The following is a 19,703-nucleotide window of genomic DNA, read 5'->3' as shown; positions in this document are numbered from 1 at the left end:
ACGGCCACGAAGGAGTGGTCTGCGCCCGGCCAGGGTGACGGGAGGATCGGGAGGTAAGGGCGGATATGGCGAACGTCGAACAGGGGAGCGCCGCGACCGGACGGCTGAGCGCGGTGCGCGGTGGCCTGTGGCTGATCGCCGGTCTCCTGGCCCTGCGCCAGCTCCTGGCTGTCCTGAGCACGCCACGCGCGGAGCGGCTGACCGACCTGGAGACCTGGATCGGCCCCGAGGGCGTCCTCCATGTCCCCGGCTCGCTGTACGACACCCCCGACCGGTTCACCGGCCCGCCGTTCTCGGGCCTCGTCCTCAAGCCCCTGGCCCGCGCGGTCGAGCAGTCGCTCGGCTGGGGCTGGACGTTCGGCTCGCTCGCCCTGGTCGTCGCGCTAGGCCTGGTCGCCGCCCGCGCCCTGCCCGCCCCCGTCTCCCGCCGTACGAGACTGCTGGCCGCGCCCGTCGCCATCAGCCTGCTGATGCTGTCGCTGCCGGTCCGCACCACGTTCACCACCGGCCAGACCAGCATCCTGCCGGTCCTCCTCGTCCTGCTCGGCTGCTTCGCCGTACGCGGGCAGCGGGCGAGCGGTGTCCTCGTCGGCGTCGCCGCCGCGCTCCAGCCGACCGTGCTGTTGTTCCTGCCGCTGCTGTGGTGGACGGGCCGCAGGTCCGCCGCGCTCACCGGCGCCGGGACGTTCGCCGCCGCGACCGGGCTCGCCTGGGCGGCCATGCCCGGCGACTCCTGGACGTACTGGGTGCATCACATCGCCGGGGCGGGCCTCGCCGCCGACCCGGCCGCGACGGCGAACCAGTCGCTGCACGGCATGTTGCTGCGCCTCGGCCTCCAGGGCGCCCCCGAGGTCGTCCTCTGTCTGCTGCTCGCCGCCGCCGTCACCGTCCTCGGCCTGCGCCGCGCGGTCCGCTACGCCCGCGACGGGCAACTCCTGCTCGCGGTCGCCGTCACCGGCTGCGTCGCCGTCGCCGTGTCGCCCGCGACCTGGCAGCACCAGCTCCTGTGGGTGCTGCTCGCCGTCGTCGGCCGGGTCGGCAAGCGGGCCGGTGACCGCCGGATGTGGCCGGTCCTCGTCGTCCTCGCGCTGACGCTGCCGCCGACGATGCTGCTGCCCGACATGACGTTCCTCGCGCCGGTCCGCGACAACGTCGTGCTGATCGCCGCGCTCGCCGCCGCCTGCGCCGTCCCGTTCCTGCCGCGCAGCTCGCCCCTGTACGCGACGCCCCTGCCCACCCGTTACGCCGAGCCCGTCCCCGCCCGGGTGAGCTGGGTGCCCCTGGTGCGGGGCTGGCGGCGCGTCGTCAGCCGCCCGAACCTGATCCTGGAACTCCTCCTCATCCGCGTCGGCTACTCCGCCTACCAGCAGGTGCGGCTCGCCGCGACGGGCGGCACGATCTCCGGCGGCCGGGCCACGGCCGAGAAGCACGGCCACTGGGTTCACTCGATCGAGCGGTTCCTCGGCATCGACATCGAGCACTGGGTCAACCACGCGGTCGTCGCTCACACCCCGTGGCTGAAGTCGTTCTTCAACTTCTACTACACGTCCTTCCACTTCCTGATCCCGCTCACGATCCTCGGCGTCCTGTACGCGCGCCGCCCCGCCGACTACCGCTGGGCGCGCTCCGCGCTCGGCTTCGCCACGCTGCTCGCCCTCATCGGCTTCTGGGCGTTCCCGCTGGCCCCGCCGCGTCTGATGCCGGACCTCGGCTTCATCGACACCGTCCATGGGGTGCAGGACTTCTCCCGCCCCGACTACGGCACTCTCACGCAGCTCACCAACCAGTACGCGGCGATGCCCTCGCTGCACTTCGGCTGGTCCCTGTGGTGCGGACTCGTCATCGTCGTCCTCGCCCGCCGCCGCTGGGTCAAGGCGCTCGGCCTGCTCCACCCGCTGTGCACGGTCGCCGCGATCATCGCCACGGGCAACCACTGGGTCCTCGACGCGGTCGGCGGCGGCCTGGTCGTCGGCGCCGGGTTCCTCCTGACGTACGTGCTCCAGGGCCCCCGCGCGCGAGCGGTGAGCGCGGACAGTGACGACCGTTTGTCTCGTTCCGCGGACGCGCGCCTGCCCGTGTGACTACGCTGTGCAGTCGACCGATGACAACTGGCCCCGGAGCGGGCCGAGTTGAGGGGGCTGTGCATGGTCCACGTCAACGTCCTCGACCCGAGCGCGTCGCCGCTCGACTACTACGGGTACGAGCTGCGCCGTATGCGGGAGGCCGCCGGCCTGTCGCAGAAGCAGCTCGGCCAGATCATCAGCTACACGGCATCGCTGGTGGGCCAGATCGAGACGGCCCGCAAGCTGCCGACGCTTGAGTTCAGCGAGCGGTGCGACGCGGCGCTCGGCACGGGCGGACTCCTGTCCCGTCTCGTCCCCCTCGTGCTGCGGTCCCAACTCCCGGTCTGGTTCCAGCAAGTGGCGGAGCTTGAGGCCAAGGCGGACGAGATCTGCTCGTTCCATACGGGCATGGTCCACGGGTTGTTGCAGACCCGGGAGTACGCGCGGGCGGTTCTGGGTGCGATGGAACGCGATGGGCTCGACGACCGCACCGAAGCGCGACTGGCGCGGCAGGTGATTCTGGAGAAGGAGGAGCCGCCGCTGCTCTGGTTCGTCATCAGCGAGGCTGTCCTGTACCAGTGCATGGGTGGCCCCGATGTCATGCGAGGCCAACTGGCCCGTTTGCTGGAGTTCGAGGACGAGCCGGCGGTGAACGTACAAGTGCTGCGCTTTGAGGCTGGAGCGCACTCGGGGCTGCAAGGGCCGTTCACGTACTTCCGTTTCCCCTCCGATCCGCCGATCGTCTACACAGAGGGCTATGGGCAGGGGCACCCAACTGCCAACCCGAAGACGGTCAGAAAATGCGCGCTGCGTTACGATCATTTGCAGGCAGCCGCCCTGTCCATCGCGGACTCGGCCAAGCTGATCCGGCACGTGATGGAGGAGCGTTATGGCGGGGTTCCAGTGGCGTAAGTCCAGCTACAGCGGTGATGAGGGCGGAGAGTGCGTGGAGTGTGCTCCGCTCGGGACGCTGGCGTGGTCCAAGTCCTCATACAGCGGTGACGAGGGCGGCTCGTGTGTCGAGGTTGCCGGGACGCCGTGTGACGCGGTGGCCGTGCGGGACTCCAAGGTTCCGGACGGGCCGATGATCACCTTCGCCCCGAGCACGTTCGAGACGTTCGTACGGGCCTGCGCCGCGTCGTAAGTCGCCCCGCGCAGCCCGTCCTTGATGGCAAGACAGCGGTCCGGCACTCGATGAAGGAGCGTTATGGCGAGCATCCAGTGGCGTAAGTCCAGCTACAGCAGCGATCAAGGCGGAGACTGCGTGGAGTGCGCTCCACTCGGCGAATTGGAGTGGGTCAAGTCCTCGTACAGCAGTGACCAGGGCGGCGAGTGCGTCGAGTGCGCCACGGTCGGTGAACTCGCGTGGGCGAAGTCCTCGTACAGCGGCGACGAAGGCGGCGACTGCGTCGAAGTCGCCGGGACGCCGTGTGACGCGGTGGCCGTCCGGGACTCCAAGGTTCCGGACGGGCCGTCGATCACGTTCGCGCCGCGTACGTTCACGGCGTTCGTGCGGGCCTACTCGGCGTCGTAGGTCACGCCCCGCAAGTGCTGCGCCCGTAGCGCGGCCTCGATGGCGAAGCGGCGGTCCGGCTCGTTGAGCCGGTCGCCGAAGTGGTTCTCCAGACTGCGCAGGCGGTAACGGACCGTCTGCGCATGGACCTTGAGCAGATCGCCCACCTGATGCGCGGTGCCGCGCGTCGTCAGCCACGCGTGCAGGGTCTCGATGAGCCGGGCCCGCCGCGACACGTTCGCCTCCTCCAGCGGGGCGAGCGCGTGCTCGGCCACCTGCGTGACGAGCGCCGGGTCAGCCGTCAGCCACAGCGTCAGCAGATGGTCGCTGGTCTCGATCGAGTGCGTGTCCGGCACGACCCCCTCGTCCACGAGCTGGAACACGCGCCGCGCCCAGCGCAGCGAGTCCGCCGCCTGCTCGGTCGGCAGGGTCAGCCCGATGACGTGCTGGGACGTGGTCGTCGCCGCGGCCAGCATCGCGCGGCGCTCCGCCGTGAACGGGCCCGGGATCAGCAGATGCGGCTGGGGAGCGCCCAGGTCGCAGAGCACGTCCAGCGGGAGACCCGGCTGCACATGCTCCGCCGGCGGCCGTAACGCCACCAGCGTCACTTCGTCGGGAATCGGCCAACACGCCTGCTCACTCAGCTCGCTGAGCAACATGTGTGACAACGGTGTCCCCGCGAGCAGCAGGTGCAACAGCCGTCTTCGGTACATCTCCCCGACCGCGCCGGCCTTCGTCTGCACCTCCATGTATCCCTCGTGCGACAGGGCCTCCAGCTCCCCGATGTAGGAGAACAGGGCGTCCGCGAACGTCATCAGCAGACCGGGGGAGAGGGCGAACCGGTCACCCATCGCCTTGGCCCGGCGCAGGGCCACCTGGGCGCCGAGACGGTAGGCGCTCTGGAGGGTGTTCAGATCGCGGCCCTCGTACGCCTCGACCCGGCCGAACTTCCGCAGCAGTTCGTCTCTGGCCTCCGTGGAGGCGTTGGGGTCGGCGACCTTGTCGACGAACGCCTTCAAGCTCTGCTCGACGCCCAGGCGGACGGCCGCCTCGTTCGGGCCGTCGAGCAGAGCCGCGTACTCCGGGAAGGCGCGAGTGACCTCGACCTTGATCTCCTTGATCAGGCCGGGGAGTTCGGGCCGCATCAGGTGCGCGAACTCCGGTGGCAGGGCTCCCGAAGGGTCGTCCATCTCCGTGGTCTGCGCAGGCAGGGGCATGGCCGCGTTCCTCGCTAGTCCGAGCGCCGGGTGGGGGTGGGGCGGGCGGCACGCGGTAGCGCCGACCCGCCCCCAGGTGCGTACCAATGGGGCCTATGAAGTTAGGGCAACTACTGTGCGTTGTACATCAGTTGCGCAGGGATTGATGAGGATGTGTCAAGTGTGGCTGAGAAGTGACGGCCGTGACTCAGGAGTTCGGCCCCTTGATCGGGGGGAGAGTGGCCTTCGCCGGAGGGCAGTTCAAGGCGTACTCGGGGGCACAGACCGGTGCCTGGTTCATCGCGATGAGGTTGTCCGGCCCGCTGATGGAGGCGGTGAACAGGTTGTCCAGATCTTCCCCGCCTGTCCCGCAGCCGGTGAAGGCCGGGATGCTGACCTTGCCCTTCAGGAGGCCGCCCAACAACACGTTCGTGTAAGTGCCGGACCCGTCACCGTTGATCTGGCCACTCAGCGTGACGCGGAAGGGCTTCGTGTGGCAGTTGGGCCCGACCGGCAGAGTGGTCCCGTTGACCCTCACGGAGCGGATGTGAAGCGTTTGGTGGAAGGTCACGACGGCGAAGGGATCGTACGGCATCCGCAGGTTGCCTGTAGAGATGGTGATCAAGCTGTTCTCGAAAGCGACCTTGGCTGACACTGGGGCGAACCCGAAGCTGAGGAACGTGGCTTCCGCATCTGGGAGGTCCAGGGTTCCGATGGAGTCAAGGCGGTAGTAGAGGTCTCCGTTCGGTGCGGTGGACGAGACTGACTGGACCGCGCCGGCGACGTTCATGAGCGCTGGTGACCGTGAAGGGTCGTTGATGATCATCGACCCGTTCTGTTTGCCGACTGTGGCGTACCCGGCCGCGTAGGCACAGCCCTTGAAGGCCGGGCCCCGCACCGGGGGGGATGGCACCGGCGGCGGCGGTGCCTGGCTGATGTCCGGTTCACCCGTGGGCTTGGGGCCGCAGGTGACCTCATCGGCCTTGGGTTCGTCCTTGGGCGTCACCGTGAGCCCCTTGTCGGAGGACTCGGAGTCCTTGCCCGGGGGAGTCTGCTCCGATGGAGAGCCGCTCGGCTCGGTCGGCTCCGGCACAGCCACGACGGCCAGCCTGCGGTCGGCTCCCGCTGCCGGTGTGCAGAGCGCGTTGACTGGGGTGCTCGAAGCGGCGGTGACAGTCAGCGCGAGGTCGGCCGCGTCCACCTCTATGTCCCCTGGCGAGTTGACGGTGATGGAGGGCACGTCACCGGTGTGCGTCAAGGGCAGATCCGTGCCATCGGCGGGCATGGTGCTCTGCGCGCTGAGTCCGGTCCACGTGGCATCGGCCTTGGCCTTGTTCTGACGTACCTGCACGGCGAGGGTCGCCTCGCTCGTGAGCGCGCTTCCGGCCGGCAGCAGCTCCGCGAGTTCGGCGCGCGGCAGCACTGCCTCCACCTGGACAGGACCCACCTGGATCGGCTGCCCGGTGACGGCTGTCGCCGGAAGCTGGGTGGACACCTTCACCTTGGCGTCCCACTTCTTGGGCGCGGCCGGGGCGGTCGCGCCCCCAGCGGGGGGCAAAGCGCACTCGTAGGTCAACTCCACGGATGCGGGCGGCTGTTCGTCCGCCTGCGAGCCAGAACCGGAGAGCAGCCCGGCGACCAGCGCCGCTGAGGCGACGGACGCCACCCGCACTGAGCGCCGCGCCCGAGGCCCGCTCCGTGCTCCGATCGCTTTCATGGGGTCCCTGCCTCCTGGAGTTCATGTCCTGGGGAAAACGCGGACGCCCGCCGCCGAGTGGGGACTCGGCGGCGGGCTGGGCCTGGCTAGGCGATCACGGAGAGGTGATCGACTGCGGCGAGGTCATCACGTAGTTCGCCACGAAGTTCGCGGCGGAACCCGCGCCGAACATACCGAGGCAGCTCGCCCCGGCCTGCGCGGCGAGGGTGCCGCCGCCCGTCACGTGCAGGGTGTTGGCGCTGCTCTGGTAGTTACCGTTGGTGGTGCCCGCGAAGGTCGCGTTGCAGCCGGTACCGGTGATCGTCGCGTTGATGTTGCTGATGTTGCCCTCGATGTGGTCTGCCGTGGTGCCGGTGGCGTTGACGTAGAACGGCGTGGCCGTCGACGCCTTGGTCGAGACCGTGAACGGGATACCGGCGACAGAGCAGTTGGTGAAGGTCAGGCTCGTGATGGAGCCGATCTGCGCCCCCGGCAGGCCGGGTCCCGACTTCAGGGTGCCCTTCGCCTGCGAAGACGCACACTTCAGGACGGCCGTGCCCACCGTCATGGTCGGGCCGGTGGCGTTGGCGGTGAACGCGCCGCCCGGCGTCACCGTGTAGGTGGCCTGGGCGGTCGCCGAGGCCGACGAGATGGACAGGCCGATCGCCGAAGCGAGGGCGGCCGTAGCGAGACCGGTGTTGCGAACGAATCTACGCACTGTTTTGCCTCCACGAAGAAGAGGGTTGGTGGGCGAAGAGCGTGACTCACCATTCGACAACCGCACGGGTCGACCCCGGAGGGCCGTCCTGCGTCGGCTTCGGTCACGGACGTTACGAGCAGGTAACCGGGCTCCGCAATGGAAAGGTTGAAGTTCGTCTAAAGGATCTCTGAGGGCCCGATTTCTTATCTCCCCGGGTATAGAAGCAAGCGCTTTTGTTGTCACCGGGGTGAGGGTTTTCCGGCCGCCGAACCGCCCCACTCACTTAGTGAGCAATTTCCTCCGCACCTTGCTCACTCGGTGCTAAACCCGCCGGTAATGAAGGAAGCGTCAGCACGCCCATTGTGCGGAAGGTTCACTCGTGAGTAACGTCCGGGCTCGCATTCCCCGACTCGAAGGGAAATACCGGCATGGCCACTATCAGACGTCTGTCCGTTCTCGGTGCGACGGCGGCCCTGGCCACCCTCGCCTCCATCGGAACCTCGACCGCCGCCGGCACCCAGCTCAACGGCAACTGGGCTCCGTTCAACCGCTGCCCCGTGGACAACGCCGCGATGCTGGCCGCCGACGGCATCAACGACCAGGCCACCTGCATCAGCTCCAGCTCGTCCACGGGCGAGATCAAGCTCGGCTCCTCCGTCGTGCCCACGGGCAAGACCGACCTCCAGGTCGGCATCGTCACCCACTCCGACGGCACCAACAGCGTCATCGCCCCCGCCGGCGGCGCGCTCATCGCGGACCCGGCCGACCTGCCCGGCGGCCTGCTCGGCCTGATGTGCCCGAGCGACATCCCCGTGATCAGCGACATCTGCGGCAAGATCAAGGACAGCACGACGAACCGGGTCATCGCCACCGTCGAGTCGGTCGGGACCCCCTCCAACTTCCAGCTCTTCGCGGGCGTCTCCGAGAAGCAGCCGATCATCTCCATCCCGGTCCGCATCCACCTCCAGAACCCGTTCCTGGGCAGCAACTGCTACATCGGCACCAAGTCCGCGCCGATCGTGCTGCGCCCGCAGAACGCCTCCGTGCCCACCATCGGCGCCGACAGCGCCGCCGCCAACGGCACGCCCGACCCGGCCGGGCCCTTCGGCCGCCTCGTCATGAGCGGCGCCGACCAGCAGGACGTCTCCTTCGCCGCCCCGGGCGCGAGCGGGTGCGGTCCGCTGGGCGTCGGCGCGTTCAACTGGGCCGTCAACCTGAAGTCCGGCCTCCCTGCCAAATCCGGCACCAACCACCTGACGCTGAACAGCGCCTCCACGTACTTCGGCACCCTCAACGACCCGGGCAGCGCCGCGCCCGACCAGGGCAAGGTCTTCTCCCAGTACTGGCACTCGGCGGTCAAGTGATGCGGGGCGTCTGGCGCAAGGCGGTGGTGGGCGGGGTAGCGTTCGCCGCCGCGCTGGGTCTGTCGGTCACGTCGGCGTCGGCGACGAGCAGCGGGGCGTGGACGGTCAGCCCGGCCGGGGCGTTCACGACGACGGCGACCAACCCGACGTTTCTGATCGACACCTTCGCGTTCAAGTGTGCGCAGGGGGCCGACACGGGCTCGCTGGCGGCCAGCGACGCTGACGGGCTGGCGGCGGGCACGTACACGCCGAAATACAACAAGTGCAGCGCGGCCGGGATCCCCTTCACCCTCGTATCGGGCGCCAATCCAGGCAAGATCAACCTGTTGCGTCGGAACGTCACCAACGCCTCTCTGGTGGACGTCTCCATCAGCGGACTCACGCTCAACTTGGCGGGCACCGGATGCCAGACCACGTTCACGGGGACGGTCTACGGCAGGTACGACAACTCGACGGGGAAGCTGACGTTCGGCGGCCCCGAAGCTCCCGACACGCAACTGGTGGCGAGCGCGGGCTCTTACTGTCTCGGCCTCTTTCAACCGGGGGCCAAGCTGAACATCGTTGCGAACGCCACCTTCACCCCCAAGCAACAAATAACCCCGCCCGCCTGATCCTCTGTCACTCGGTGACAACCGCGCGCCCGGAAACCATTCGGGCGCGCACACTTGGCGGAGTTCTCTTGCTCCGCGAGGTTACTGGGCCGTAGCGTAAATATCCCTCTCCGAGACCCGGGCCGGACCCTCCTTCCCGTACCGGCGTCTCCGTGGCGGGTCCCGGATTGCCGTCCCCCCGGCGGTCCGGGCCCTGCCGCGATCTGTAGGGCAGGCATCCACCGCGCCCCGGGGAACCCGTGTTTTCACTCAACTGCCGACAGAGCCGCCCCGCGTCTTTGTCACTGGATGACAAGTTTTCAGGAAGATTCGGGGCGTCCGCTCCGGGATCTTGTCCGGCACGTATGAATCGAATTACCGTGCGCTGCCGAGTTCGCTCGCTGAAGGTGAGAAGCGATGGGAATCGAAGTGAAGGTCGAGGGGCTGACGAAGTCCTTCGGCCGGCAGAACATCTGGCAGGACGTCAGTCTCACCCTGCCCGCGGGTGAGGTGAGCGTCATGCTCGGGCCGTCCGGTACCGGCAAGACCGTCTTCCTCAAGTCGCTCATCGGGCTGCTCAAGCCCGAGCGGGGCCGTGTCCTCGTCGACGGTGTCGACATGGCGCGCAGCCCGGAGCGGGACATCATGGAGGCACGGAAGCTGTTCGGGCTGATGTTCCAGGACGGCGCCCTGTTCGGCTCGATGAACCTCTTCGACAACATCGCCTTCCCGCTGCGCGAGCACACCCGCAAGAAGGAGTCGGAGATCCGCCGCATCGTCATGGAGCGGATCGAGATCGTCGGACTGGTCGGCGCGGAGGGGAAGTTGCCGGGCGAGATCAGCGGCGGCATGCGCAAGCGTGCCGGGCTGGCCCGCGCGCTCGTGCTCGATCCGCAGATCATCCTGTGCGACGAGCCGGACTCCGGCCTCGACCCGGTGCGCACCGCGTTCATCTCGCAGCTCCTCATCGACCTGAACACGCAGATCGACGCGACGATGCTGATCGTCACGCACAACCTCGACATCGCGGCGACCGTGCCCGACAACATGGGGATGCTCTACCGGCGCAACCTCGTCACGTTCGGGCCGCGCGAGGTGCTGCTGACGAGCGACGAGCCGGTCGTGCGCCAGTTCCTGACCGCCGACGTCGTCGGGCCCATCGGCATGTCCGAGGAGAAGGACGCCGCGACGCTCGCCGCCGAGGCCGCCGGCCGGGGCGGCGGTACCGCCGTCAAGGCGGCGCCGCGCGAACTCGTACCGCAGCTCCAGCCGTCGCCCGGGCTCGGCGAGCGCAAGGCCGTCGCCCGCCGCCGCGAACGCGTCCTCGCCCTGCTGCCCACCCTGCCGCCGTCCGCGCAGCACGCCATCCAGGCCGGCTACCGGCACGAGGCGACCGCCACGACCGCCGTGCTGCCGCGTACGGGGGAGGCGATATGAGCATCGACGAACGGCCCGCCGCCCCCGGCATGCCGCCCCCGCCGCCGCCCGCCGCGCCGCCCGCCGAGCGGCCGCCCGCCGCCCCCGTGCCGAACCCGCTGCTCGGTCCGCTGCGGCAGACCGGGCAACTCTTCGCGCTGGCGCTGCGCGTGGCCCGCGACACCTTCCGCCGCCCGTTCCAGTTCCGCGAGTTCGTCGAGCAGTTCTGGTTCATCGCCAGCGTCACCATCCTGCCCGCCGCCCTCGTCTCCATCCCGTTCGGCGCGGTCATCGCCCTGCAAGTCGGCTCGCTGACGCAGCAGTTGGGCGCCCAGTCGTTCACCGGCGGTGCCAGCGTCCTCGCCGTCATCCAGCAGGCGAGCCCCCTCATCGTCGCCCTGCTCATCGCGGGCGCGGGCGGCTCCGCCATCTGCGCCGACCTCGGCTCCCGCAAGATCCGCGAGGAACTCGACGCGATGACCGTCATGGGCGTCTCACCCGTGCAGCGGCTCGTCGTCCCCCGCGTCCTCGCCGCCATGTTCGTCAGCCTCCTGCTCAACGGCATGGTCTCCGTCGTCGGCACCCTCGGCGGCTACTTCTTCAACGTCGTCATGCAGCACGGCACACCCGGCGCCTACCTCCAGTCGTTCTCCGCGCTCGCCCAACTGCCCGACCTGTACATCAGCGAACTCAAGGCGCTCGTCTTCGGGTTCATCGCCGGGATCGTCGCCGCCTACCGCGGACTCAACCCGCGCGGCGGCCCCAAGGGCGTCGGCGACGCCGTCAACCAGTCCGTGGTCATCACCTTCATCCTGCTGTTCTTCGTCAACACCGTGATGACCGGCATCTATCTCCAGATCGTTCCGCCGAAGGGAGGCTGAGCCGGTCATGACCTCCCCCCTCGTCTGGCTCGACCGCGGTGGCGACCAACTCCTGTTCTACATACGGGCGCTGGTCTGGATACCGCGTACCATCCGCCGCTACACCAAGGAAGTGCAGCGGCTGCTCGCCGAGGTCGCGTTCGGCTCCGGCGGCCTCGGCGTCATCGGCGGCACCATCGGCGTCATGATCGCCATGACGGCCGCCACCGGCACCGTCGTCGGCCTCCAGGGCTACGCCGCCCTCGACCAGATCGGCACCGCCGCCTTCACCGGGTTCGTCTCCGCGTACTTCAACACCCGCGAGATCGCCCCGCTCGTCGCCGGACTCGCCCTCTCCGCGACCGTCGGCGCCGGCTTCACCGCGCAGCTCGGCGCGATGCGCATCAACGAGGAGGTCGACGCCCTCGAAGGCATGGGCGTACGGTCCATGCCCTACCTCGTCACCACCCGCATCATCGCCGGTGTCGTCGCCATCATCCCGCTGTACGCGATCGGGCTGCTCTCCTCCTACCTCGCCTCCCGCATCGTCACCACCGTCTTCAACGGGCAGTCGCAGGGCACGTACGACCACTACTTCAACCTGTTCCTGTCGCCCACCGACGTCCTGCTGTCGGTGCTGAAAGTGCTCATCTTCAGCGTCATGGTGATCGTCGCGCACTGCTACTACGGCTACCGCGCCACCGGCGGCCCCGCCGGCGTCGGCATCGCCGTCGGCCGGTCCGTGCGCAACGCCATCGTCCTCATCTCCGTCACCGACTTCTTCCTGTCGCTGGCGCTGTGGGGAGCCACCACGACCGTGAAGGTGGCCGGCTGACATGCGCTCCGAGAACCTGCGCCGCCGGCTCGCCGGAGTCGTCTTCCTCGTCGTGCCCGCCCTGCTGATCTGGCTGGCCGTCGCCGTCTACGACAAGGCGTTCACCGACTCCGACAAGGTCGTCGTCGAGACCGGCGCCGTCGGCAACGAGATGCACATCGGCGCCGAGGTCAAACTGCGCGGCGTCGTCGTCGGCGAGGTCCGCTCCATCGACGCCTCCGCCACCGGCGCCCGCCTCACCCTCGCCATGAAGCCCGGCGCCCTGCGCGACATCCCCGACGACGTCCGCGCGCAGATGCTGCCGACCACCCTCTTCGGCGAGCGGTACGTCGCCCTCGTACCGCCCGACGACCCCAGCACCCGGATGCTCGCCGCCGGCGACACCATCCCGCAGGACCGCTCCGCGAACGCCGTCGAACTCCAGCAGGTCATCGACGACGTCCTGCCCATGCTGACCGCCGTGCAGCCGCAGAAACTGTCCTCGACGCTGTCCGCCGTCTCCCAGGCCCTCGAAGGCCGCGGCAGCACCCTCGGCGACACCCTCACCCAACTCGACGCCCACCTGCGCAAGTTCAACCCGAACCTGCCGACGCTCAACGAGGACCTCAAGCAGCTCGTGAAGGTCTCCCACGTGTACGCGGACGCCGCGCCCGGCATCATCGACGCGCTCACCGACTTCACCACCACCAGCGGCACCCTCGCCGAGAAGGAGAGCGACCTCGCCGCCGCCTACGGCGACACCACCCGCACCGCCGAGGACCTCGACGCGTTCCTGCGGGCCAACAAGGACAACATCATCCGGCTGTCCGCCACCTCCCGGCCCACCCTCGAACTCCTCGCCAAGTACTCCTCGTCGTTCCCCTGCACCCTGCGCACCCTCGCCGCGTTCGTGCCCCGCATGGACCGCGCCCTCGGCAAGGGCACCGACCAGCCGGGACTGCACGTCGACGTCACCACCGTGCCCTCCCGCGGCGCCTACGTCCCCGGCCGCGACGCCCCCTCGTACGGCTCCGGCGGCGGCCCGCGCTGCTACTCCGTGCCCTACCTCGGCGGCGCGTCCGGCCGGGCGCCCGCCGCCACCGCCGACACCGCCCGCCAGGACCTCGGGCCCGCCAACTCGCCGCAGGAGAACGACCTCGTGAACGAGCTGGTCGCGCCGTCCGCCAAGACCACCCCCGACGCGCTGCCCGACTGGTCGAGCCTGCTCGTCGGACCCGTCTACCGGGGCACGGAGGTGAAACTCAAGTGACGCGCAGCAACCGCGACCACCTGCGGCGGCGGTCTCTCGCCGGACCGCTGACCAAATCGCTGATCTTCGTCGTCGTCACCGCGCTGGCCACGACCGTGCTCGGCCTGTCCATCGCCAACACCGGCGTCAACACCGACACCCGCAGCTACAAGGCGCTGTTCAGCGACGTCACCGGGCTCATCGACGGCGACGGCGTACGGATCTCCGGCGTCAAGGTCGGCGAGGTCACCGACGTGCGCGTCGTCGACCGGCGCACCGCCCAGGTCACCTTCACCGTCGACAAGGGCCGCACCCTGCCCCGCACCACCACCGCCGCCGTCAAGTACCTCAACATGGTCGGCCAGCGGTACGTGTCCCTGGAACGCGGCACCGGCACCGCGCCCGGCACCCTCGCCCCCGGCGACACCATCCCGCTGACCCGCACCACGCCCGCCCTCGACCTGACCCTGTTGTTCAACGGCTTCAAGCCGCTGTTCGAAGGGCTCTCGCCGAAGGACGTCAACGAACTCGCCGGGTCCATCGTCAAGGTCCTCCAGGGCGAGGGCGGCACCGTCGACTCCCTCATCCGGCACGTCGGCTCGCTCACCGGCACCGTCGCCGCCAAGGACCGCGTCATCGGCGAGGTCATCGGCAACCTCACCGACGTACTCACCACCATCAACGACCGCGAGGGCCAGTTCGACGACCTCGTCACCACCCTCCAGGAACTCGTCACCGGCTTCAACGGCGACCGCAAGCCGCTCGGCGAGGCCGTCACCGCCATGGGCGACCTCACCACCGTCACCGCCGGCTTCCTCCAGGACACCCGCGCCCCCCTCAAGGGCAGCATCAAACAACTGGGGCGGCTGTCCAAGCAGCTCGGCGACGGCACCCCGCAGATCCAGAACTTCCTCGACAAGACCCCCGAGAAGTTCACCGCCCTCGGCCGCCTCGCCTCGTACGGCTCCTGGTTCAACCTCTACCTCTGCCAGGCCCGCGTCGACGGCGTGACCATGTCCGACGGATCGAAGCCGCCCACCGGCATCACCGTCACCGAAGCGAGGTGCCAGTGATGCCCGCCCAGCGCTCCGCCCGGCCCCGGCTGCGACCCGTCCAGGACCGCAACCCCGTCCTCGTCGCCGTCGTCGGCCTCCTCGTCCTCGGCCTGCTCGCCCTCGGCGCGTTCAACGCGAGCAGCCTGCCCTACATCGGCGGCGGCACCACCTACAGCGCCGACTTCTCCGAAGCCGCCGGGCTCGGCAGCGGCGACGAGGTCCGCATCGCCGGCGTCAAGGTCGGCGAGGTCACCGGCGTCGCCCTCGACGGACCCAAGGTCAAGGTCACCTTCAAGATCAAGGACGACGGCACCTGGATCGGCGACCGCACCACCGCCGCCATCGCCATCAAGACGCTCCTCGGCGAGAAGTACGTCGCCCTCGACCCCGTCGGCACCGGCCGCCAGGACCCCGGCGCCCGCATCCCGCTGCGCCGCACCACCTCCCCGTACGACGTCACCCAGGCGTTCGAGGACCTCGGCAGCACCGTCGACGAGATCGACACCAAACAGCTCGCCGCCAGCTTCGACACCATCTCCGAGACCTTCAAGGACTCCCCGCCGGACGTCCGGGCCGCCGTCAAGGGCCTGTCCGCGCTGTCCAGGACCGTCTCCTCCCGCGACACCCAGCTCGCCCAGCTCCTCAAGAGCAGCAAGAAACTCACCAAGACCCTCCAGACGAAGAAGTCCAGCTTCGAGACGCTCATCGACGACGGCGGCTCCCTGCTCACCGAGCTGAAGAAGCGCCGCGCCGCCATCAAGGCCCTGCTCAGCGGCAGCAAGGCGCTCGGCGAACAGCTCGGCGGGCTCGTCGCCGACAACGACCGGCAGCTCGACCCCACCCTCAAGGCGCTCGGCCGGGTCACCACCGTCCTCGCCGCCAACAAGGGCAAGCTCGACAAGACCCTCGCCCTGGTCGGCCCCTACTACCGCATCGTCGGCAACACCCTCGGCAACGGCCGCTGGTTCGACAGCTACCTGTGCGGTGTCGTACCGCGCACCTACCTGCCCGAGAAATCGCTGCCCAGCACCTCGTGCAGACCACCCAAGAACGGCTCGTACGGGAACGGGGGCTGATGCCGCCATGGCCATCACCAGGACCAGGAACCGGCTCCTCATCGGCTCCCTCGCGCTCGTCGTACTGATCGCCGCCGGCATCGTCGGCGTCAACGCCGCCCAGCGCGACGGGATGCGCGTCACCGCCTACTTCGACCGCGCCGTCGGCATCTACGCCGGCTCCGACCTGCGCATCCTCGGCGTCCGCGTCGGCAAGGTCTCCGGCGTCCACCCCGAAGGCACCCGCGTCCGCGTCACCCTCGACATCGACGACGGCGTCAAAGTGCCCGCGAGCGCCCACGCCGTCGCCGTCGCCCCCAGCGTCGTCGCCGACCGCTACGTCCAGCTCACGCCCGCCTACAGCTCCGGGCCCACCCTCGGCGACGGCGCGAAACTGCCCGCCTCCCGCAACCGCACCCCCGTCGAGATCGACCAGCTCTACGACAGCATCACCGACCTCAGCAAAGCGCTCGGGCCCGGCGGCGCCAACGAGAAGGGCGCCCTGTCCGCGCTGCTGAAGACCGGCGCCGCCAACCTCAAGGGCAACGGCGCCGCCATGGGCGACAGCATCGAACAGTTCGGCAAGGCCGCCAAGACGCTCAACGGCAGCAGCGACGACCTGTTCACGACGCTGACCCAGCTCCAGTCGTTCACCACCATGCTCAAGGACAAGGACGCGGGCGTGCGCACCGCACAGACCACCCTCGACGACGTCACCGGCTACTTCGCCGACAACCGCGACGACCTCGCCGCCGCCCTCAAGGAACTCGGCAAGGCCCTCGGCCAGGTCAAGACGTTCATCCGCGACAACCGCGGCGAACTCAAGAAGAACGTCGCCAAGCTCGTCCCCCTCACCCAGACCCTCGTCGACCAGCGGGCCTCCCTCGCCGAAGCCCTCGACGTGGCCCCCCTCGCCGCCGGCAACCTCGTCAACGCGTACAACCCGCGCACCCGCACCCTCGACGGCCGCGCCAACCTCAACGAGCTGAGCCAGGGCGGGCCCCTGCTGCCCCTGCCCACCGCGGGAGGCGACCAGTGACCACCCCCGACCCCCGCGACAGCGCCCCCACCCCTGATCCCGCGCTCGCCAAGGACTCCGCCGACGACGGGCCCGACCCCGCCCAGGTGCGGCGGCGCCGGGTGCGGGCCGGAGCCGGACTCGGCGGCGCGCTCGTCATCACGCTCGCCTTCCTGCTCACCCTCGGCGTCGTCGAACCGCCCAAGGCCGCCTTCACCGGCCTGGACGAAGTACCGCTGCCCGGCGGCGCCGACCTCGGCTCCCACCCGTACACGATCACCGCCGACATGAAGGACGTCCTCAGCCTCGTCCCCCAGTCGGCGGTCAAGGTCAACGACGTCGCCGTCGGCCGCGTCACCCGCATCCGCCTCGCCGGCAGCGCGAGCTGGACCGCCCGCGTCACCCTGCGCATCAACGGCGACGTGAAACTGCCCGCCGACACCGGCGCCCGCATCGAGCAGTCCAGCCTCCTCGGCGAGAAGTACGTCCAGCTCGTCGCGCCCAAGGACGGCACCGGCACCCTGCGCGGCGGCGACCGCATCCCCGTCGCCCGCACCGGCCGCAACACCGAGGTCGAGGAAGTCTTCGGCGCGCTGTCCCTGCTCCTCAACGGCGGCGGCGTCAACCAGCTCAAGACCATCACCAAGGAACTCAACAAGGCCATCGGCGGCCGCGAACCCGAGGTCCGCTCCACCCTGCGCCGCGTCAACACCCTCGTCACGAACCTCGACGACCACCGCGGCGACATCACCGCCGCCCTCGACGGCGTCAACCGGCTCTCCACCACACTCGCCCACCGCAAGCAGGACGTACGCACCGTGCTCGACGGCCTCTCCCCGGGCCTGAAGACGCTGGAGACCCAGCGCGGGTCCCTCATGACGATGCTGCGCTCCCTCGACCGGCTCAAGGGGGTCGCCGTCGACACCATCGACAAGGGCAAGGCCGACATGGTCGCCGACCTGAAAGCCATCCAGCCCACGCTCAAGGCCCTCGCCGACTCCGGCCAGGACCTCCCCGACTCCCTCCAGGTGCTGCTCACCTACCCGTTCACCGACGAGGTGCTGCGCGGCATCAAGGGCGACTACCTCAACACCTATCTGACGATGACCGCCGTGCCCGGCACCCAGCTCATCCCGCCGCTGCAATCCGGCGGCACCGGCGGCCCGAGCCCCAGCGCCACCCTCCAGTCCGACGGCTCCCGGCGCGGCGCCGCCCGCTCCGGCGCCACCCCGAGCGCGAGCGGCGGCCGGCCCTCCGGGCGCCCCGCGCCCTCGCTCACCCCGCCGCTGCCGCTGCCGTCCACCACCGGCACCGCGAGCGGCGACGCGGGCAGCCCCGCCACGAGCGGCAGCCCGAACGGAGGCGGTGCCCGGTGATCACCCTCGCCATCCGGCTGAAGAACCTCGCGTTCCTCGTCATCGCCGTCCTCGTCCTCGGCTACCTCGGCATCCGCTACGCCGACCTCGGACGGTACGTCGGCGCCGCCGACTACTACACCGTCAAGGTCCAACTCCCGCGCACCGGCGGCCTGTTCCCGCACTCCGACGTCACCTACCGGGGCGTCTCCGTGGGCCGCGTCGGCGCCATCGGGCTCACCTCCGACGGGGTGGTCGCCGACCTGCGCATCAAGAAGTCGGCGCCCCACATCCCCGACGACGCCAAGGCCGTCGTCGCCAACTTGTCGGCCGTCGGCGAGCAGTACATCGACCTGCGGCCCGACCGCGACGCCGGGCCCTACCTCGCCGACGGCTCCCGCATCGACGTCACCGCCGCGTCCGTGCCCCGGCCCGTCACCGACGTCCTGTCCGGCGTCGACGACCTCACCACCTCCGTCCCGCTCGACGACCTGCGCACCGTCGTCGACGAGTTCGGCAAGACCTTCGAAGGGCGCGGCCAGGACCTCCAGCTCCTCCTCGACAACGGCTCCGACTTCGTCCAGGCCGCCGACCGCGCCCTGCCCCACACCACCCAGCTCATGGCGGACGGCGAGGTCGTCCTGCGCACCCAGGCCGAAGAGGCCCGCGCCATCAAGGGCTTCGCGTCCGGCGCCAAGGACCTCGCCGCCACCCTCAAGGGCTCCGACGCCGACCTGCGCCGCCTCATCATGGCCGCGCCCGACGCCGCCACCCAGGTCAGCGGCCTGCTGCGGGACACCGACCCGGAACTCGGCGTCGTCGTCGCCAACCTCCTCACCACCTCCGAGGTCGCCGTCACCCGCCAGCGCGGCACCGAGGAACTCCTCGTCAAGGTGCCCGCCGCCATCGCCGCCGGCGCCACCGCCGTCGACGGGAAGAAGGTCAACTTCGGCATGGCCGTCACGTTCTTCAAGCCCCTGCCCTGCACCGCCGGTTACTCCGGTACGCGCTACCGCCTCGGCACCGACCTCAGCCCCGCGCCCGCCCTCAACACCGGCGCCCGCTGCACCGCGCCCGCCTCCAGCGGCGTCGAGGTACGCGGCTCGGCCAACGCCCCGCACGGCGGCCCCGTCCCCGCACCCGCCGAGCCCGGCGCGCTCTCGCTGCCCTCGGTCGGCGACGGCACCGGCGCCGGCGCCTCGTCGGCGGGCATGGCGTCCCTGCTCGGCCTGACCGACGGCGGTGCCCGGTGACGCCCGCCCGGCGCGCCCTGGCCGGCGCGGGCATCGCCGCCGCGCTCCTGATCGGGGGCGCGGGCGCCTGGTCGTACGCCGACGCGCGCGGCGACGACGACCTCGCCTACGGGCGCGCCCGGGACGCGGCGCTCGACGACGGGCGCGCCGCCGTCGCCCGGCTCACCACCCTCGACGCCACCACGGCGGCCCGCGCGAAGGCGGGCGTGCGCGCGTGGCAGGACGTGACGACCGGGCCGCTGCGCACGCAGCTCGGCCGGTCCGCCCCGGCGGCGGGCGCGTCCTCGCGCGGCGTCGTCACGGACGCGGCGGTCACCGCGCTCGACGGGCGCGCCGGGACCGCGAAACTCATCGCCGCCGTCCGCGTCGAGACGACCGGCAAGGGCGCGAAGACCGCCGTCCCCGAACGCAAGCGTCTCGAAGCGGTGCTCAGCCGGGACGGTGACGGCCACTGGAAAGTGAAGGCGCTCAGCGCGGTGCCGGTGACGGGGGTGACCGGATGATCC

Annotated in this window: 19 protein-coding genes; 16 read left to right on the top strand and 3 right to left on the bottom strand. The window is 70.1% G+C overall.

The window, feature by feature from the left end:
• Nucleotides 1-65 precede the first annotated feature (65 nt).
• The 4 genes from ACZ7LY_RS03640 to ACZ7LY_RS03625 all read left to right on the top strand — a co-directional run bounded on the left by ACZ7LY_RS03640 (nucleotide 66) and on the right by ACZ7LY_RS03625 (nucleotide 3,597).
• A complete protein-coding gene (locus ACZ7LY_RS03640; protein WP_471622846.1) occupies nucleotides 66-2,081 on the top strand; it encodes a bifunctional glycosyltransferase 87/phosphatase PAP2 family protein in 2,016 nt (671 codons plus the stop codon).
• Nucleotides 2,082-2,144: 63 nt separating this feature from the next.
• A complete protein-coding gene (locus ACZ7LY_RS03635; protein WP_471622845.1) occupies nucleotides 2,145-2,975 on the top strand; it encodes a helix-turn-helix domain-containing protein in 831 nt (276 codons plus the stop codon).
• The gene (locus tag ACZ7LY_RS03630) at nucleotides 2,953-3,207 is read left to right on the top strand and encodes a DUF397 domain-containing protein (RefSeq protein ID WP_471622844.1); all 255 of its coding nucleotides are present in this window, start codon (nucleotides 2,953-2,955) and stop codon (nucleotides 3,205-3,207) included. Before ACZ7LY_RS03635 ends, ACZ7LY_RS03630 begins: the two co-directional genes overlap by 23 nt.
• 63 nt (nucleotides 3,208-3,270) lie before the next feature.
• Nucleotides 3,271-3,597, top strand: a complete 327-nt coding sequence (locus ACZ7LY_RS03625) for a DUF397 domain-containing protein (protein ID WP_471622843.1) — start codon at nucleotides 3,271-3,273, stop codon at nucleotides 3,595-3,597.
• On the opposite strand, the gene ACZ7LY_RS03620 is transcribed toward ACZ7LY_RS03625, so the two are convergent.
• The 3 genes from ACZ7LY_RS03620 to ACZ7LY_RS03610 form a co-directional block, all read right to left on the bottom strand.
• Complete coding sequence (locus ACZ7LY_RS03620; protein ID WP_471622842.1) at nucleotides 3,582-4,793, bottom strand: PucR-like N-terminal domain-containing protein; 1,212 nt, start codon at nucleotides 4,791-4,793, stop codon at nucleotides 3,582-3,584. The genes ACZ7LY_RS03625 and ACZ7LY_RS03620 overlap by 16 nt on opposite strands.
• A 187-nt stretch (nucleotides 4,794-4,980) precedes the next feature.
• Nucleotides 4,981-6,489: a DUF6801 domain-containing protein gene (locus ACZ7LY_RS03615; protein WP_471622841.1), complete on the bottom strand. Its 1,509-nt coding sequence runs from the start codon at nucleotides 6,487-6,489 to the stop codon at nucleotides 4,981-4,983.
• Between the two features lie 94 nt (nucleotides 6,490-6,583).
• On the bottom strand, nucleotides 6,584-7,186 hold the full coding sequence (locus ACZ7LY_RS03610) for a hypothetical protein (protein WP_471622840.1): 603 nt from the start codon (nucleotides 7,184-7,186) through the stop codon (nucleotides 6,584-6,586).
• A 410-nt stretch (nucleotides 7,187-7,596) separates the two neighbouring features.
• On the opposite strand from ACZ7LY_RS03610, the gene ACZ7LY_RS03605 reads away from it, so the two are divergent.
• From ACZ7LY_RS03605 to ACZ7LY_RS03550, 12 genes are all read left to right on the top strand, one after another.
• The gene (locus ACZ7LY_RS03605; RefSeq protein WP_471622839.1) at nucleotides 7,597-8,532 is read left to right on the top strand and encodes a hypothetical protein; all 936 of its coding nucleotides are present in this window, start codon (nucleotides 7,597-7,599) and stop codon (nucleotides 8,530-8,532) included.
• Nucleotides 8,532-9,143, top strand: coding sequence for a hypothetical protein (locus tag ACZ7LY_RS03600; RefSeq protein ID WP_471622838.1), 612 nt, complete (start codon nucleotides 8,532-8,534; stop codon nucleotides 9,141-9,143). The genes ACZ7LY_RS03605 and ACZ7LY_RS03600 overlap by 1 nt, the downstream gene beginning before the upstream one ends.
• 396 nt (nucleotides 9,144-9,539) lie before the next feature.
• Nucleotides 9,540-10,559: an ABC transporter ATP-binding protein gene (locus ACZ7LY_RS03595; RefSeq protein ID WP_471622837.1), complete on the top strand. Its 1,020-nt coding sequence runs from the start codon at nucleotides 9,540-9,542 to the stop codon at nucleotides 10,557-10,559.
• On the top strand, nucleotides 10,556-11,419 hold the full coding sequence (locus ACZ7LY_RS03590) for an MlaE family ABC transporter permease (RefSeq protein ID WP_471622836.1): 864 nt from the start codon (nucleotides 10,556-10,558) through the stop codon (nucleotides 11,417-11,419). The genes ACZ7LY_RS03595 and ACZ7LY_RS03590 overlap by 4 nt, the downstream gene beginning before the upstream one ends.
• A gap of 7 nt (nucleotides 11,420-11,426) precedes the next feature.
• Nucleotides 11,427-12,233: an MlaE family ABC transporter permease gene (locus ACZ7LY_RS03585; protein WP_471622835.1), complete on the top strand. Its 807-nt coding sequence runs from the start codon at nucleotides 11,427-11,429 to the stop codon at nucleotides 12,231-12,233.
• Nucleotide 12,234: 1 nt separating this feature from the next.
• Entirely contained in the window at nucleotides 12,235-13,482 is a 1,248-nt protein-coding gene (locus ACZ7LY_RS03580) for an MCE family protein (RefSeq protein ID WP_471622834.1), read from the top strand.
• Nucleotides 13,479-14,534 (top strand): MCE family protein, encoded by a 1,056-nt coding sequence (locus ACZ7LY_RS03575; protein ID WP_471622833.1) that lies wholly within the window; start codon nucleotides 13,479-13,481, stop codon nucleotides 14,532-14,534. Before ACZ7LY_RS03580 ends, ACZ7LY_RS03575 begins: the two co-directional genes overlap by 4 nt.
• Nucleotides 14,534-15,592 carry an MCE family protein gene (locus ACZ7LY_RS03570; RefSeq protein WP_471622832.1) on the top strand — a complete coding sequence of 353 codons (1,059 nt, stop codon included), beginning with the start codon at nucleotides 14,534-14,536 and terminating at the stop codon, nucleotides 15,590-15,592. Before ACZ7LY_RS03575 ends, ACZ7LY_RS03570 begins: the two co-directional genes overlap by 1 nt.
• A 7-nt stretch (nucleotides 15,593-15,599) precedes the next feature.
• Nucleotides 15,600-16,610 (top strand): MCE family protein, encoded by a 1,011-nt coding sequence (locus ACZ7LY_RS03565; RefSeq protein WP_471622831.1) that lies wholly within the window; start codon nucleotides 15,600-15,602, stop codon nucleotides 16,608-16,610.
• A 101-nt stretch (nucleotides 16,611-16,711) separates the two neighbouring features.
• Nucleotides 16,712-17,965 carry an MCE family protein gene (locus ACZ7LY_RS03560; protein ID WP_471623126.1) on the top strand — a complete coding sequence of 418 codons (1,254 nt, stop codon included), beginning with the start codon at nucleotides 16,712-16,714 and terminating at the stop codon, nucleotides 17,963-17,965.
• Nucleotides 17,962-19,197, top strand: coding sequence for an MCE family protein (locus ACZ7LY_RS03555; protein WP_471622830.1), 1,236 nt, complete (start codon nucleotides 17,962-17,964; stop codon nucleotides 19,195-19,197). The genes ACZ7LY_RS03560 and ACZ7LY_RS03555 overlap by 4 nt, the downstream gene beginning before the upstream one ends.
• The gene (locus ACZ7LY_RS03550) at nucleotides 19,194-19,700 is read left to right on the top strand and encodes a hypothetical protein (RefSeq protein ID WP_471622829.1); all 507 of its coding nucleotides are present in this window, start codon (nucleotides 19,194-19,196) and stop codon (nucleotides 19,698-19,700) included. The genes ACZ7LY_RS03555 and ACZ7LY_RS03550 overlap by 4 nt, the downstream gene beginning before the upstream one ends.
• Nucleotides 19,701-19,703 lie beyond the last annotated feature (3 nt).

The organism is Streptomyces sp. NPDC107550, from assembly GCF_055639095.1.
This window is presented reverse-complemented; position numbering and strand designations above follow the sequence as displayed.

Coding starts and splice junctions, on each gene's coding strand:
- ACZ7LY_RS03640 (WP_471622846.1), top strand. CDS start 66: ATGGCGAACGTCGAACAGGGGAGCGCCGCGACCGGACGGCTGAGCGCG.
- ACZ7LY_RS03635 (WP_471622845.1), top strand. CDS start 2,145: ATGGTCCACGTCAACGTCCTCGACCCGAGCGCGTCGCCGCTCGACTAC.
- ACZ7LY_RS03630 (WP_471622844.1), top strand. CDS start 2,953: ATGGCGGGGTTCCAGTGGCGTAAGTCCAGCTACAGCGGTGATGAGGGC.
- ACZ7LY_RS03625 (WP_471622843.1), top strand. CDS start 3,271: ATGGCGAGCATCCAGTGGCGTAAGTCCAGCTACAGCAGCGATCAAGGC.
- ACZ7LY_RS03620 (WP_471622842.1), bottom strand. CDS start 4,793: ATGCCCCTGCCTGCGCAGACCACGGAGATGGACGACCCTTCGGGAGCC.
- ACZ7LY_RS03615 (WP_471622841.1), bottom strand. CDS start 6,489: ATGAAAGCGATCGGAGCACGGAGCGGGCCTCGGGCGCGGCGCTCAGTG.
- ACZ7LY_RS03605 (WP_471622839.1), top strand. CDS start 7,597: ATGGCCACTATCAGACGTCTGTCCGTTCTCGGTGCGACGGCGGCCCTG.
- ACZ7LY_RS03600 (WP_471622838.1), top strand. CDS start 8,532: ATGCGGGGCGTCTGGCGCAAGGCGGTGGTGGGCGGGGTAGCGTTCGCC.
- ACZ7LY_RS03595 (WP_471622837.1), top strand. CDS start 9,540: ATGGGAATCGAAGTGAAGGTCGAGGGGCTGACGAAGTCCTTCGGCCGG.
- ACZ7LY_RS03590 (WP_471622836.1), top strand. CDS start 10,556: ATGAGCATCGACGAACGGCCCGCCGCCCCCGGCATGCCGCCCCCGCCG.
- ACZ7LY_RS03585 (WP_471622835.1), top strand. CDS start 11,427: ATGACCTCCCCCCTCGTCTGGCTCGACCGCGGTGGCGACCAACTCCTG.
- ACZ7LY_RS03580 (WP_471622834.1), top strand. CDS start 12,235: ATGCGCTCCGAGAACCTGCGCCGCCGGCTCGCCGGAGTCGTCTTCCTC.
- ACZ7LY_RS03570 (WP_471622832.1), top strand. CDS start 14,534: ATGCCCGCCCAGCGCTCCGCCCGGCCCCGGCTGCGACCCGTCCAGGAC.
- ACZ7LY_RS03565 (WP_471622831.1), top strand. CDS start 15,600: ATGGCCATCACCAGGACCAGGAACCGGCTCCTCATCGGCTCCCTCGCG.